Consider the following 13,845-nt stretch of genomic DNA (forward strand, 5'->3'; position numbering starts at 1 on the left):
AAAAGCGGCGGCGCGCGCCGCGCGCCGCCAAATCAACGGACCTGCGGACATCCGCATGTCCCGCACCAACCAGAGAGGACAAACACCATGAGCTGGAGCCCCTGCCCCGATCCCATCCCCGGTGACCGCGCCACCGTGGACGCCATCGAAACCCTGATCGTGCCCCGCGCCGTCGACCTTGGCGAAATGGAAGTGCGCCGCGCGCTGCCATCCAAGAAACGCCAGATGGTCGGTCCGTTCATTTTCTTCGACCAGATGGGACCGGCCGAATTCCTGACGAATGAAGGGATCGACGTGCGGCCCCATCCGCATATCAACCTTGCCACGCTGACCTATCTTTTCGAGGGGCAAATTCATCACCGCGATTCCCTCGGCACCGATATGGCGATCGAGCCGGGCGCGGTGAACTGGATGAAGGCGGGCAAGGGCATTGTCCATTCCGAACGCACCGCGCCGGAACGGCTGAAAACCGGCCAGCGCCTGTTCGGCCTGCAAACCTGGATGGCCCTGCCCGAGAATGAGGAGGAATCCGATGCCGAATTCATGCATCACGGCAAGACGGATCTGCCCACTGTCGAGGCCGAGGGCCTGACCGCCCGGCTGATCGCAGGCTCGGCCTTTGGCGCCTCCTCACCGCTCAGGACCGCGTCCGATACGCTTTATGCCGATGTTACACTGGCCCCCGGCGCCCGCGCGCCGATTGCCGCAAACACCGAAGAACGCGCGATTTACACCATCAAGGGAAATATCGACGTGGCCGGCGACACGTTCAAACCCGGCGAGCTGCTGGTGCTGCGACCGGGGGACGAAATCACCGTCAAGGCGCTGTCCGATGGCACCGGCGATCACGCCCGTTTCATGCTGTTCGGCGGCGCGCCGATGGAGGGGCCGCGCTATATCTGGTGGAACTTCGTGTCGTCGCGCCCCGAGCGCATCGAGCAGGCCAAGGAAGAATGGGCGCGCGGCCAGTTCGAAACCGTGCCGGGCGACGAGGCGGATTTCATCCCCCTCCCCGAGGATCAGCGCGAGGTCATGCGCGCCGAGGGCGGGGTTCATTACCCGTGACACCGCGCCATGCCCCACGACCTTTTGCAACCAACGCATAACCCGGAAGGAGTATCCCTTATGACCATAACAGACACCCCGGACCGGTACGGGACGCTCAGCCGCATCTTGCACTGGGGCATGGCAATTCTATTTGCCGCGCAATTCCTGTCTGCCGCGCTGCATTGGGCGCTGCCGCGCGATCATCCCGTGCGCGATTTCTTCTGGAGCTATCATTACGCTCTGGGAACCACGCTGTTCCTGCTGGTGCTGATACGGGGGGTCTGGGGGCTGGCCAATATCCGGCGGCGGCGGCCGGTGCATTCCGGCCTGATCGGGCGCGCCGCCGCCGCGGGGCATCTGGCGATGTATGTCTTGATGGTGGTGGTGCCTACCGTCCGGCTGGTCGCGGCCTCGGGCGACAAGCGCGGATTCAGCTATCTGGGCCTTCAGATATTTCCGCCGCGCGAGGCCGACGTTGCGTGGCTGAAATCCGTCGCCGAATGGCACGGCGAAATGGGCTGGATCCTGGCGCTGCTGGTGCTGGGGCATATCGCCATGGCAATCGGCTGGCACCACCTGATCAAACGCGACGAAACCCTGCGCAGGATGGCAGGGTAGCGTCGCTGGAACGGGCGCGGCGTCGGCAACGTTAGTGTGCAACTATACAGCGCGGCAACCTCAAAGGATCTGAACCAATGGCCGAAGAGATCATCGAAATAAGCGACACGTTCTGGAATATCAGGGGCGATTTGCGGCTTAAGGGCATCCTGAATGTCGGCACCCAATGTTCGCTGGTCCGGCTGGACAACGGGAGGTTTGCCTTTCTCGGCAGCTACACGTTGACAGGCGACATTCGCGAGCGTGTCATGGCGCTGACCGATCAGGGCCGCGCGGTCGAGGCGGTGCTGAATGTGCATCCCTTCCACACGCTGCATTGCGCGCAGATGGCGCAGGATTTCCCGTCAGCCACCTTCTATGGATCATCCCGCCACGCCGAAGTCGTGCCAGAGGTGGCATGGGCAACAGACAGGGTAGAAAGCGACGCCGTCGCCGCGCGCTATCCCGAGCTGGCCTTTTCCATGCCGGACGGCATCGACTACATCAGCGATAACGAGGATATCCACGCCGGATCGCTGCTGGTCTATCACCCCGCCAGCGGGGCGCTGCATGTGGATGATACGTTCAACGTGCTGCCGCTGCCCGAGATCGTGCGCGATGTCCTGCCCGTGCCGCAGATCGCGCTTCACCCGACGCTGAAGGATGCGCTGCACGACACGCCCGATGCCGGCGCGCGGTTCTGCGACTGGGCCGAGCGGATTGCAACCGACTGGTCGGGCACACGGGCGCTGTGCGCCGCGCATTCGGCGCTGATGCGGTTCGACGAGGGCGAATTTTCCAGCGCCCTGCGCGCGGCGATAGCCAAGGCGCGGCCAAAACTGACCGCGGCGCAAGGATGACTGCGGCGCAAGAGTGACTGCGCGCCCTGCATCGCAGCAGGGCGCGCGGCGCGGAACAGGGGCGTTCAGTATCGCGCATCCTTCGGCTTGTTGCCGTTGGGCCAATCGTTGACCTTGTCCGGGAAATCGGGGCGCGGCATGTGGGTGAAATACTCTGCCACGTCCACCGCGTCCTGATCCGTCAGCCCGCCTTGGCCCAGCGGGAAGGTGCTGTGCAGCGCGATGGGCATGTTCTGCTTGACGAATGTCGCGGCCTTGTAGGTCCGCGCCATGCCTGCGCCGATGTTGAACGACCGGTCCCCCCAAAGCGCGGGATAGATCACCTGACCGGCACCGTCGCGGATGCCCTGCCCGTCATCGCCGTGGCAGACGGCGCATTGCTCGGCATAGATTTCCTTGCCGCGCACCGGGTCGGGGGTCAGGCTGGTGTCCACCGATCCGATGCCGCGTCCGGGCACATCGTCGCCGGACTCATGTTCGTTCCGCATCCATTCGAAATAGGCCAGCATCGCCGCCATTTCCTTGGAATCGTCGTCCAGCGGCGCGCCGTTCATCGAGCGGCGGAAACAGCCGTTGATGCGATCCTCCATCGTGACCTCGCGGCCCGCGCGACCCTGCGGGGACGGAAAGAACGAGATGACGCCGGTATAAGGCGACCCTTCGGCGACGGTGCCGGCATTCAGGTGGCAGGACGCGCAATTCATGTCGTTGCCGACATGATCGGGCAGCAGATCGCGCGTCTGCGCATTCAGCCGCATCCCCAGAACCAGCTGATCGGCGTTCGGCTCGTCCAGCAGTGTCGCGATGCGCGGCGTCTCGAAGGTGGAGCTGTCGATCGCGGGGTCCAGCTTGCGGCGGGCCTGCGCAACCTGCTTTTCGGTCACGGCAGGGGCGGATTCGCCCCAGCTTTCGCGCATGAAGGTCAGGATTTCGGCCAGCTCGGCATCGGTCAGCTTGGCGAAACTTGGCATGTGGAAGCTGCGCGGGCGCGCCTCGGTCACCACGGATTGCCAGCCGGTCAGCGTGATATGCGTCAGCGTCGCCGGATCCTGCGCCGACAGCACATGGTTGCCCGACAGGGGCGGGAAAACGCCCGGCACGCCCTGCCCGTCATTGCGGTGACAATCGGCGCAGAACTGCGCGTAACCCAGCCCGCCTGCGGTGGTGAACAGCGCCTCGGGCACCTCGGCGGGTTCGGTGCTGGGGACCAGCGGCGGCATGGCGGGGCGCACGTCATCCGTGGGCAACCCGTCCATATAGACCGCCATCGCGTGCAGGTCCTCATCCGTGAAATATTGGGTCGAATGTTGAATCACGTCCGCCATCGCGCCCACGGCGGACGACACGTTATTCTGCCCGGTTTTCAGCAATTGCACCATGTGGTCGGGCGTCCACAGGTTGCGGATGTTGATCGCGTTCCACTCCTCGACCTTGGAGCCGGCAAGGAAGCGGGCGCCCTTGCTGCCCTTTTCATCCATCGTCACTTCCTGAAAGCCGACGCCGCGCGGCGTGTGGCAGGCGCCGCAATGGCCCAGCCCCTGCACCAGATAGGCGCCCCGGTTCCATTCGTCGCTTTGTTCGGGGTCGGGCGTGAACTGCGTGTCGTCCAGAAATACGGTATTCCACAGCCCGATGCCCCACCGCTGATTGAAGGGAAAGCCGATGTCGTTGGACATGTTCGCCTTTTCAACTGGCTCGACGCCCTGATTCATATAGGCCCAAAGCGCGGACATATCGTCATCGGTCATTTTGGCATATGACGGGTAGGGCATCGCCGGGTACAGATGACGCCCCTCGCGGGAGATGCCCTTGCGCATGGCGCGGTCGAATTCGGCGTAGGTCCAGTCGCCAATCCCGGTTTTCGGATCGGGCGTGATGTTGGTTGCGCGCATGATGCCGAACGGCGTTTCCAGCGCGCGACCACCGGCCATCTCGGCGCCGCCCTCTTCGGTGTGGCAAGCCACGCAATCGCCCAGCCGGGCGATGTAGCTGCCCCGCTCGATCAGCGCGATGTCGGCCTGCCCGGTAAAGCCGGGGGCTTTATCCTCAAGCGCCGGGGGCGTCGCCATCCACAAAACCGCGCCGCCAGCGACAAGCGCAAGCGCGCCTGCAGATGCTGCAATGATATGAAACCGGGTCGCCATGACGCTGCTCCTTCGCATGGGGAATATCGGGCACTGTGATAATCGGCGCTCTTTTGCCGCTCCAGTCTGCCACGTCCCGACTATGGACCACCCTTTTCAAAGAGGCCAGCCCGACCACGATCAGGCCGGCCCTCCCCAGCGCCAAAGGCGCCCGGCGCGCCCTGCGTCAATCCAGCGCTTCAACCTCCATCGAGCCGCACCCGGCCAGATCGGATATGCTGCATGGCGGCAATTCGCGGGCAATCTGGCGCAGCGCGCTGCGCAGCCCTTCCTCCAGCGTGGGGTGGTAGAAGGGCATTCCCAGCAGATCATGCACGGTATGATCCTTGTGAATCGCCAGCGCCAGCAGCTGCGCCATATGCTCGGCCGCGGGGGCGGCCATTTCGGCGCCCAGCAGACGACCACCATCGCGCGACGCGTAAATGCGCATCAGGCCGTAGTTTTCCTGCATGACCCGCGCGCGCCCTTGCGTGCTGAAATCAATCTCGCCGACAAGGCATTCGTCAAAATCCAGCTCACTGGCGCGCTTGCCCACCGATGCCACCTGCGGTTCGCAGAATGTCACGGTCATCGGGGTGCGCCGGTCAAGTCGCACAGGCTTGTCCGTCACCGCGTTCAGGCCCGCAATATGCCCCTCATCGGACGATTCATGCAAAATCGGGCGGATTGCGTTGGCGTCACCGGCCAGCAGAACGGGCGTCTGGCCGATCCGCATGGTCTGCGGGTCAACCTCCGGCAGGCCCTTGTCATCCAGCGGCACGCCCAGCGTCTCAAGCCCCAGATCCTGCACGTTCTGGCGCCGGCCAACCGCCACCAGCACCTTGTCCACCACGACGCTGTCATCGCCCCATTTGATCTGCACACCGTCATCGGCCGCGGCAAGGTCGACCTCCACGCCCAGATGCACGGCAAATTCCTGCGAAAGGGACGCGCGCAGCGATTCGGCCACCTTTTCGTCCGAAATACCGGCCATGTGGTCGGCCCCGTCAAATCCGTGAACCTCCAGACCCAGCCGCGCCAGCGCCTGCGCCATTTCAACGCCGATCGCGCCCAGCCCGATCACGCCGATACGTGCGGGCAGGTCACGCTCTTCAAACAGCGTATCGGTGGTCAGAATATGATCGCTGAACGCCTGCCAGGGCTTTGGCACGATGGGGCTGGAGCCGGGCGCCAGAATGATCTGGCGCGCCTCGATTGTATGGCCGTCCACGGTCACGCGGTTCGGCCCGTCAAGCCGTGCATGCCCCGCAATGTTACGCGCGTCCAGATCGTCGGTCGCGTCCAGCACGCCATCGACAAAATGATCCCGCAGCTCGCGGACGCGTTCCATGATGGCAGGTATATCGGCCTTCAGATGATCTGCGCCCCGAATGCCGAACGTATCCAGCAACGTACGCGCGTGAAATGCGTTCGCCGCCGCGATCAGCGTTTTGGACGGCATGCACCCGACGCGCGCGCAGGTCGTGCCGTAGGGCGGTTTGTTGATCATGACAAAATCGTCGGTTTCACGGCGCACGTCGCGCAAGGCGGCCAGCCCGGCCGTTCCAGCGCCGATAATCGCCACGTCTACTTTGTTAATCATGTTCGGTATCCTTTATTCAAATCCTGCACGGCGCTGGCATCGGTGGTACGTTATGTGCCCAAAACCCGGACCACAATCAGCCGCCGGACGGTCCCCCTTTTGGCACGGCGCGGCGCGGCCACATCAAAGCCCGCGCCGGGACTACCCCAACGCGGCAAGCGCGGATTGGTTCAGGCGGCAGATCGCCGCAGGCAAGCCGATGAGGGACGGCCCTCGGATGGACCGCTCATGAACGGGTGATCGCCGCTTGCAACCTTGGGCGCTTGTCGCATAATCGGCCACCGACACGCGGGATCAATCAAAGCACAACGCGGCCGCGATGCACGTTGCGATCAAACGACAAGGGAGCGGAACTTATGGACATTTTGCGCGGCACGGATCTGGTTGATGTTCCCTGGAAGAACGGCGGCGGCATCACCCGCAACATCGCAACCGCACAGCGCGGCGATCATACGGCGTGGCGCCTCAGCCGTGCGGACGTGAGGCAGGATGGCGCGTTTTCCAACTTTGCCGGGCTGGAGCGCATCCTGACCGTCGTGTCCGGCGGCGACATGGCGCTGGAGCATTCGGGCGGCACGTTGCATGCCGCGCTGTGGCAGCCCGTCCGCTTTGACGGTGCGCTGGAAGTGTTCGCGCGTCTGGAGGCCGGCCCGCTGACCGATCTGAACCTGATGTTTGACCCCGCGCTATGTGATGGCAACGTCACCTTGCGCGACCGGCCCGGCGCGCACCCGGTGACCCCGCCCGCAAGCGGCATCACCGCCGTTCATGTGCTGGCAGGCCAGCCGTCGATTGGCGCGCAGGTTCTGGCGCCAGCCGATACGGTGTTTCTGACGAACCCTGCCGAAATCACGCTGTCGGATGGCGATGCCGTTCTGGACATCGCCATCCGATATCTGGATCAAAGCGACGACATCAGGCTTTGCATCGCGGCGCGGTAGCCATTCACGATCTGGTCGCGCTGGACGTGGCGACCATCGACAACCGCATGGCGCCCGGCGGACCAGACATCGGTGACGACCTTGTCCTTGGCCGCAAACACCAGCCCGTCCAGTATCTGGTGCGGCTGAAGCGCGATCAGCGCCGGGTCGCTGCTGTCCACCGCAACCAGATCGGCCAACTGGCCCACGGCGATGCGGCCCGATTTGCGGCCCAGCGCCTGCGCGCCGCCGCGCGCGGCGCCGTTATAAACGGCGGCACCGACCGACCCTTCGCCGACGACCATCACGTTGCGGGCCAGATCGCGCAGGCGCTGGGAATATTCCAGCGTCCGCAGCTCTTCGGTCAGGGAAATCAGCACGTTGGAGTCTGACCCGACACCGAATGCGCCGCCGGCCTCCAGATAGGTGGGGCCGTTGAACGGGCCGTCACCCAGGTTTGCCTCGGTCACCGGGCACAGCCCGGCAACCGCGCCGGATGCGGCCATGTCGCGCGTTTCGGCTTCGGTCATGTGGGTGGCGTGGATCAGGCACCAGTCGGGCGTGACATCGGCGTTTTTCAGCAACCATTCGACCGGCCGCGCACCCAGCCAGTCGGAGATGTCGGCGACCTCCTTGGGCTGTTCGGCGATGTGAATGTGGATGGGGCCGCCTGTATGGGCGCCCAACACCTGCGCCAGATCCTCGGGCGAGGTTGCGCGCAGCGAATGGGGCGCGATGCCCACCCGGCAATCGGCGGGCAGGTTGTCCACGGCGCCGCGCGCCCGCGCCACCAGATCGTTGAACCGGTCCACCGAATTGCCGAACCGCGCCTGCCCCTGCTGAAGCGGCGCCTGACCCGCACCGCCATAGGTATAAAGCACCGGCAGATGCGTCAGGCCGATACCCGTGGTCGCGGCGGCGGCGGCGATGCGCGCCGACAGCTCGCCCAGATCATCATAGGGTGCGCCGCCGGGCTGGTGGTGGATGTAGTGAAATTCGCCGACGCTGGCATATCCGGCCTCCTGCATTTCCAGGAATACGAAGGCGGCAATCGCCTCGATATGCTCGGGCGTCAGATGCGCGGTAAAGCGGTACATCAGGTCGCGCCACGTCCAGAAGCTGTCCTTGCCGGCCATGCGGTATTCGGTCATCCCCGCCATCGCCCGCTGAAAGCTGTGGCTGTGCAGGTTGGCCAGCGCGGGCAGCAACGTGTCGACGCGCGCATCGCCCGCCTGCGGGGACTGGTCCGCCGCGATATGGGTAATCTCCCCCGCCTCTACGTTCAGACGGACATTCTGCGCCCATCCGGTGTCCAGCATGGCCTGCTTTGCGAAAATCATTTGACGCCCTTTCGAATTCTTATGTATAGACATATAGCACATTCATACACTCTAGAAAAGTGAAACCTAACCCACCGGGGGCCGATTATGACAGATGAAACCAAGCTCTACGTTGATTTGACTGCCGCGACGATGACCCCCGGCGACACCCCATACGGATTGATCCAGGATGCGGCGATTGTCACCGAAGCGGGCCGAATCGCATGGATCGGGCCAAAGGCCGACCTGCCGGCAGATTACGCGGATCTGGCGCGCCACGGCCTGAATGGGCGGCTGGTCACTCCGGGGCTGGTCGATTGTCACACCCATATCGTGCATGGCGGCGACCGCGCCGTTGAATTCGAGATGCGCCTGAACGGCGCCAGCTATGAGGAGGTGGCGCGCGCCGGCGGCGGCATCGTCTCCACCGTCACAGCCACCCGCGAGGCGGATCTGGACGCGCTGATTGCCAGCGCCCTGCCCCGCGTCGATGCGCTGCTGGCCGAAGGCGTCACGGTGCTGGAGGTCAAATCCGGCTACGGTCTGGATACCGAAACCGAGCTGCGCATGCTGCGCGCCGCCCGCGCGCTGGAACAGCACCGGCCCGTCCGGGTCGTGACCAGCTTCCTTGGCGCGCATGCGGTGCCTGCCGACTACAAGGATCGCGCCGACGCCTATATTGACGATGTGTGCATCCCGGCCCTACGCGCGGCCCATGCCGAAGGGCTGGTTGATGCAGTTGATGGCTTCTGCGAAGGGATCGCGTTTCTGCCGGATCAGATCGCCCGCGTGTTCGACGTGGCGCAGGAGCTGGGCCTGCCGATCAAGCTGCACGCCGAGCAACTGTCCAACCTTGGCGGCGCCAAACTGGCCGCGTCCTATGGCGCGATGTCCGCCGATCACATCGAATATCTGGATGAGGACGGCGTCAAGGCCATGGCCGAGGCCGGCACCGTCGCCGTCGTGCTGCCCGGCGCGTTCTACACGCTGCGCGAAACGCAGGCGCCGCCCATTGATGCCTTGCGCAAACATGGCGTGCCGATGGCGCTGGCCAGCGATTGCAACCCCGGCTCATCCCCGATGACATCGCTGCTGCTGACGATGAACATGGCCTGCACCCTGTTCCGCATGACCCCCGAAGAGGCGCTGGCCGGTATCACGCGCCACGGCGCCGCCGCCCTTGGCCTGACCGATTGCGGCCAGATCGCCGCCGGGATGCGCGCGGATCTGGCGGTATGGGATATCAAACACCCTGCCGAGCTGTCCTATCGCATCGGCTTCAACCCGCTTCACAGCCGCATTATCGGAGGCACATCCGCGTGACCACATTGACCCTGACCCCCGGCGCCGTGACGCTGGACCACCTTGCGCAAGTCTATTGGGATGAGGCGTCCGTGCGCCTTGATCCCGCGTGCCGCCCCGATATTGAACGCGCCCATGCCCGCATCGCGCAGGCGGTGGCCGGAACCGATGCGGTTTATGGCGTGAACACCGGGTTTGGCAAACTGGCCAGTGTCAAGATTGCCTCCGAAGACACCGCTACACTGCAACGCAATCTGATCCTGTCGCATTGCTGCGGCGTTGGCCCGGCGATCCCGCGTCGCCATGCGCGGCTGTTGATGGCGTTGAAATTGCTCAGCCTCGGGCGCGGCGCGTCTGGCGTGCGGCTTGAGCTGGTCGATCTGATCGAGGCGATGCTGGAGAAGGGCGTCACGCCCGTCATCCCGGCCCAAGGGTCGGTCGGCGCGTCCGGCGATCTGGCGCCGCTGGCGCATATGGCCGCCGCCATGATGGGCCATGGCGAGGCGGAATTTGGCGGCAAGGTGATGCCGGGCGCCGAGGCGCTGGCCGCTGCCGGGCTGACCCCGGTCGAGCTGGGCCCGAAAGAGGGGCTGGCGCTGATCAACGGCACGCAGTTTTCCACCGCGTTTGCGCTGGCGGGCCTTTTCGGCGCGTGGCGCGGGGCGCATTCCGCGCTGGTTACATCGGCGCTGTCGACCGATGCGATCATGGGCTCGACCGCGCCGCTTCAGCCGGAAATTCACGAATTGCGCGGCCACGCGGGCCAGATCGAGGCGGGCCAGACCATGCGCGCGCTGCTGGACGGCTCGGAAATCCGCGAAAGCCACGTTGACGGCGATGCGCGCGTGCAGGACCCCTATTGCATCCGCTGCCAGCCGCAGGTGACGGGCGCCGCGATGGACGTGCTGCGCATGGCCGCCCGCACGCTGGAGATCGAGGCGAATGCCGCGACGGACAACCCGCTGGTTCTGGTGGGCGCCGATATGATCGTGTCGGGCGGCAATTTCCACGCCGAACCGGTCGGCTTTGCCGCCGATATGATCGCGCTGGCCATCGCCGAAATTGGCGCCATTGCCCAGCGCCGCGTTGCGCTGATCGTCGATCCGGTGCTCAGCTTCAATCTGCCGCCGTTCCTGACGCCCGCGCCGGGCCTCAACTCCGGCTACATGATCGCCGAGGTCACGACCGCCGCGTTGATGAGCGAGAACAAGCATCTGGCAAATCCCTGCGTCACCGACAGCACGCCCACCTCCGCCAATCAGGAGGATCACGTCAGCATGGCCGCCCACGGCGCCCGGCGCCTTGGGCAAATGCTGGAGAACCTCAACCGCATTCTGGGGGTCGAGCTGCTGTGCGCCGCGCAAGGCATTGATTTCCGCGCGCCGCTGGCCACCAGCGGTCCGTTGCAAAAGGTTGTCGCGCGGGTGCGCGAGGATGTCAAAACGCTGGAGGATGACCGCTATATGGCCCCCGATCTGGAACTGGCCGCGACGCTGATCGAACGCGGCACAATCACCGACGCCGCCGGCGTCCCCATGCCGGAGCTGCGCACATGACCCCGGTCGAGCTGCACCGCGGCGACAGCCCCATCGTTCTGGGCCTGCCCCATACCGGCACGTTTGTGCCGGACGATATCATGGCCGATCTGAACGCGCGGGGGCGCGGTCTGGACGATACAGACTGGCATATTCACACGCTCTATGAGGGCGTGCTGCCCGGCGCGACCACCGTGCGCGCCACGTTCCACCGCTACGTGATCGACGCCAACCGCGATCCGTCCGGCGCGTCGCTCTATCCGGGGCAGAACACCACCGGGCTGGTGCCGCTGACCGATTTCGACGGGCATGACATCTGGGACAAAGCGCCCGATGAGGCCGCGATCGAGGCGCGGCGCACCGCCTATCACGCGCCCTACCACGCCGCCCTGAGGGCCGAGCTGGAGCGGGTGAAGGGCATTCACGGCATCGCCATCCTGTACGACTGCCACTCGATCCGCTCGAACATTCCGTTCCTCTTTGACGGCACGTTGCCGGATTTCAACACCGGCACCAACCTGGGCACCACCTGCGATCCGGCGATCGAGGCGGCAACGCACGCCATCTGCGCCGCCGCCGAGGGCTATACCAGCGTGCTGAATGGCCGCTTCAAGGGTGGCTGGACCACGCGCCATTATGGCCAGCCCGCCGATAACATCCACGCCATCCAGATGGAGCTGGCCCAGTCCACGTACCTCACCGAGGAGGCCGCGCCGTGGCCCTATGACGAGGCGAAGGCCGCACGCCTGCGTCCGCATCTGACCGACATTCTGACCAAACTGGCCGATCTGGCCGAAACCCTCAAACCAGCCTCAGGAGGCACCAAATGAGCGATCCGCGCAAGAATACACGCGATATCTATCCCGCAACCGGCAGCGACATCACCGCCAAAAGCTGGATGACCGAGGCGCCGATGCGGATGCTGATGAACAACCTGCATCCCGATGTGGCCGAAAACCCGCACGAGCTGGTCGTCTACGGCGGCATCGGCCGCGCGGCACGCACCTGGGAAGATTTCGACACCATCGTCGCCAGCCTCAAGGATCTGGAAGAGGACCAGACCCTTCTGGTGCAATCGGGCAAGCCTGTCGGCGTGTTCCAGACCCACAAGGACGCGCCCCGCGTGCTGATCGCCAACTCCAACCTGGTGCCGCATTGGGCCACATGGGACCACTTCAACGAGCTGGATAAGAAGGGTCTGGCGATGTACGGCCAGATGACGGCCGGATCGTGGATCTACATCGGATCTCAGGGCATCGTGCAGGGCACCTATGAGACATTCGTCGAGGCCGGCCGCCAGCATTACGATGGCGACCTGACCGGCAAATGGATCCTGACCGGCGGTCTGGGCGGCATGGGCGGCGCGCAGCCGCTGGCCGCTGTCATGGCCGGCGCCTGCTGCCTGGCGGTCGAGTGCAATCCCGACAGCATCGATTTCCGCCTGCGCACCCGCTACGTGGACGAGCGCGCCGATACGCTGGACGAGGCGCTGGAAATGATCGACCGCTGGACCAAGGCGGGCGAGGCGAAATCGGTCGGCCTGCTGGGCAACGCCGCTGATGTCTTCCCCGAACTGGTCCGCCGCGGCATTCGCCCCGATATGGTCACGGACCAGACATCGGCGCATGATCCGATCAACGGCTACCTGCCGCAGGGCTGGACCATGGCGCAGTGGCGCGAAAAGCGCGAGAGCGATCCGAAAGCCGTCGAAAAGGCCGCGCGCGCGTCGATGAAAACCCACGTCGCCGCGATGGTGGATTTCTGGAACGCGGGCGTGCCGACGCTGGATTACGGCAACAACATCCGCCAGGTCGCGCTGGAGGAAGGGCTGGAGAATGCCTTTGCCTTCCCCGGATTTGTGCCCGCCTATATTCGCCCGCTGTTCTGCCGTGGCATCGGCCCGTTCCGCTGGGCGGCCCTGTCAGGCGATCCCGAGGATATCTACAAGACCGACGCCAAGGTGAAGGAAATCCTGTCCGAGGATACGCATCTGCACAACTGGCTGGACATGGCCCGCGAGCGGATCGAATTTCAGGGCCTGCCCGCGCGCATCTGCTGGGTCGGTCTGGGCGTGCGGCACAAGCTGGGCCTTGCCTTCAACGAAATGGTGCGCAATGGCGAGCTGAGCGCGCCCATCGTGATTGGCCGCGACCACCTGGATTCCGGATCGGTCGCATCGCCCAACCGCGAGACGGAGGCGATGCTGGACGGCTCGGATGCCGTGTCGGACTGGCCGCTGTTGAATGCGCTGCTGAACACGGCCTCGGGCGCGACCTGGGTGTCGCTGCACCATGGCGGCGGCGTTGGCATGGGCTTCAGCCAGCATTCCGGCATGGTCATCTGCTGTGACGGCAGCGAGGATGCAGACCGCCGCATCGCGCGCGTGTTGTGGAACGATCCGGCCACCGGCGTCATGCGCCACGCCGACGCGGGCTATGACATCGCCAAGGATTGCGCGCGTGAAAACGGGCTGAACCTGCCCGGCATCCTGTAAGACAAGGCGGCGCCCCGATCAGGGGCGCCGCACTGCCCTGAACAC

General features: G+C 64.9%; 11 protein-coding genes. 8 read left to right on the forward strand and 3 right to left on the reverse strand.

Features of this window, described 5'->3' with window-relative positions:
- Positions 1 to 87 precede the first annotated feature (87 nt).
- The 3 genes from DQ230_RS05575 to DQ230_RS05585 all read left to right on the forward strand — a co-directional run bounded on the left by DQ230_RS05575 (position 88) and on the right by DQ230_RS05585 (position 2,504).
- Positions 88 to 1,065 (forward strand): pirin family protein, encoded by a 978-nt coding sequence (locus DQ230_RS05575; protein ID WP_113911499.1) that lies wholly within the window; start codon positions 88 to 90, stop codon positions 1,063 to 1,065.
- Positions 1,066 to 1,125: 60 nt separating this feature from the next.
- On the forward strand, positions 1,126 to 1,665 hold the full coding sequence (locus tag DQ230_RS05580) for a cytochrome b (protein WP_113911500.1): 540 nt from the start codon (positions 1,126 to 1,128) through the stop codon (positions 1,663 to 1,665).
- A 77-nt stretch (positions 1,666 to 1,742) separates the two neighbouring features.
- A complete protein-coding gene (locus DQ230_RS05585; protein ID WP_113911501.1) occupies positions 1,743 to 2,504 on the forward strand; it encodes a hypothetical protein in 762 nt (253 codons plus the stop codon).
- A 65-nt stretch (positions 2,505 to 2,569) separates the two neighbouring features.
- On the opposite strand, the gene DQ230_RS05590 is transcribed toward DQ230_RS05585, so the two are convergent.
- Together DQ230_RS05590 and DQ230_RS05595 are read right to left on the reverse strand one after the other, a co-directional pair.
- A complete protein-coding gene (locus DQ230_RS05590; RefSeq protein ID WP_113911502.1) occupies positions 2,570 to 4,648 on the reverse strand; it encodes a c-type cytochrome in 2,079 nt (692 codons plus the stop codon).
- A gap of 166 nt (positions 4,649 to 4,814) precedes the next feature.
- Positions 4,815 to 6,230, reverse strand: coding sequence for a dihydrolipoyl dehydrogenase (locus DQ230_RS05595; protein ID WP_113911503.1), 1,416 nt, complete (start codon positions 6,228 to 6,230; stop codon positions 4,815 to 4,817).
- A 356-nt stretch (positions 6,231 to 6,586) separates the two neighbouring features.
- On the opposite strand from DQ230_RS05595, the gene DQ230_RS05600 reads away from it, so the two are divergent.
- Positions 6,587 to 7,171, forward strand: coding sequence for a HutD/Ves family protein (locus DQ230_RS05600; RefSeq protein WP_113911504.1), 585 nt, complete (start codon positions 6,587 to 6,589; stop codon positions 7,169 to 7,171).
- Here the strand turns inward: DQ230_RS05600 and DQ230_RS05605 are convergent.
- Positions 7,132 to 8,490 (reverse strand): formimidoylglutamate deiminase, encoded by a 1,359-nt coding sequence (locus tag DQ230_RS05605; protein WP_203228005.1) that lies wholly within the window; start codon positions 8,488 to 8,490, stop codon positions 7,132 to 7,134. The two genes, DQ230_RS05600 and DQ230_RS05605, sit on opposite strands and share 40 nt — an antisense overlap.
- Positions 8,491 to 8,577: 87 nt before the next feature.
- Here DQ230_RS05605 and hutI point away from each other — a divergent pair, with 87 nt between their 5' ends.
- The 4 genes from hutI to hutU are packed head-to-tail and all read left to right on the forward strand — an operon-like array spanning position 8,578 to position 13,800.
- Entirely contained in the window at positions 8,578 to 9,792 is a 1,215-nt protein-coding gene (hutI, locus tag DQ230_RS05610) for an imidazolonepropionase (protein WP_113911506.1), read from the forward strand.
- A complete protein-coding gene (hutH, locus tag DQ230_RS05615; RefSeq protein WP_162497374.1) occupies positions 9,789 to 11,327 on the forward strand; it encodes a histidine ammonia-lyase in 1,539 nt (512 codons plus the stop codon). Before hutI ends, hutH begins: the two co-directional genes overlap by 4 nt.
- A complete protein-coding gene (hutG, locus tag DQ230_RS05620) occupies positions 11,324 to 12,136 on the forward strand; it encodes an N-formylglutamate deformylase (RefSeq protein ID WP_113911508.1) in 813 nt (270 codons plus the stop codon). The genes hutH and hutG overlap by 4 nt, the downstream gene beginning before the upstream one ends.
- Positions 12,133 to 13,800: a urocanate hydratase gene (hutU, locus tag DQ230_RS05625; RefSeq protein WP_113911509.1), complete on the forward strand. Its 1,668-nt coding sequence runs from the start codon at positions 12,133 to 12,135 to the stop codon at positions 13,798 to 13,800. Before hutG ends, hutU begins: the two co-directional genes overlap by 4 nt.
- The last annotated feature ends 45 nt before the right edge of the window (positions 13,801 to 13,845 follow it).

The organism is Roseovarius dicentrarchi (assembly GCF_003316635.1).
In the GTDB taxonomy this organism is placed as follows: Bacteria; Pseudomonadota; Alphaproteobacteria; order Rhodobacterales; family Rhodobacteraceae; genus Roseovarius; species Roseovarius dicentrarchi.

What these genes read in the sequence shown, in the direction of transcription:
- DQ230_RS05575 (WP_113911499.1), top strand. Translation starts at nt 88, where the DNA reads ATGAGCTGGAGCCCCTGCCCCGATCCCATCCCCGGTGACCGCGCCACC.
- DQ230_RS05580 (WP_113911500.1), top strand. Translation starts at nt 1,126, where the DNA reads ATGACCATAACAGACACCCCGGACCGGTACGGGACGCTCAGCCGCATC.
- DQ230_RS05585 (WP_113911501.1), top strand. Translation starts at nt 1,743, where the DNA reads ATGGCCGAAGAGATCATCGAAATAAGCGACACGTTCTGGAATATCAGG.
- DQ230_RS05590 (WP_113911502.1), bottom strand. Translation starts at nt 4,648, where the DNA reads ATGGCGACCCGGTTTCATATCATTGCAGCATCTGCAGGCGCGCTTGCG.
- DQ230_RS05595 (WP_113911503.1), bottom strand. Translation starts at nt 6,230, where the DNA reads ATGATTAACAAAGTAGACGTGGCGATTATCGGCGCTGGAACGGCCGGG.
- DQ230_RS05600 (WP_113911504.1), top strand. Translation starts at nt 6,587, where the DNA reads ATGGACATTTTGCGCGGCACGGATCTGGTTGATGTTCCCTGGAAGAAC.
- DQ230_RS05605 (WP_203228005.1), bottom strand. Translation starts at nt 8,490, where the DNA reads ATGATTTTCGCAAAGCAGGCCATGCTGGACACCGGATGGGCGCAGAAT.
- hutI (WP_113911506.1), top strand. Translation starts at nt 8,578, where the DNA reads ATGACAGATGAAACCAAGCTCTACGTTGATTTGACTGCCGCGACGATG.
- hutG (WP_113911508.1), top strand. Translation starts at nt 11,324, where the DNA reads ATGACCCCGGTCGAGCTGCACCGCGGCGACAGCCCCATCGTTCTGGGC.
- hutU (WP_113911509.1), top strand. Translation starts at nt 12,133, where the DNA reads ATGAGCGATCCGCGCAAGAATACACGCGATATCTATCCCGCAACCGGC.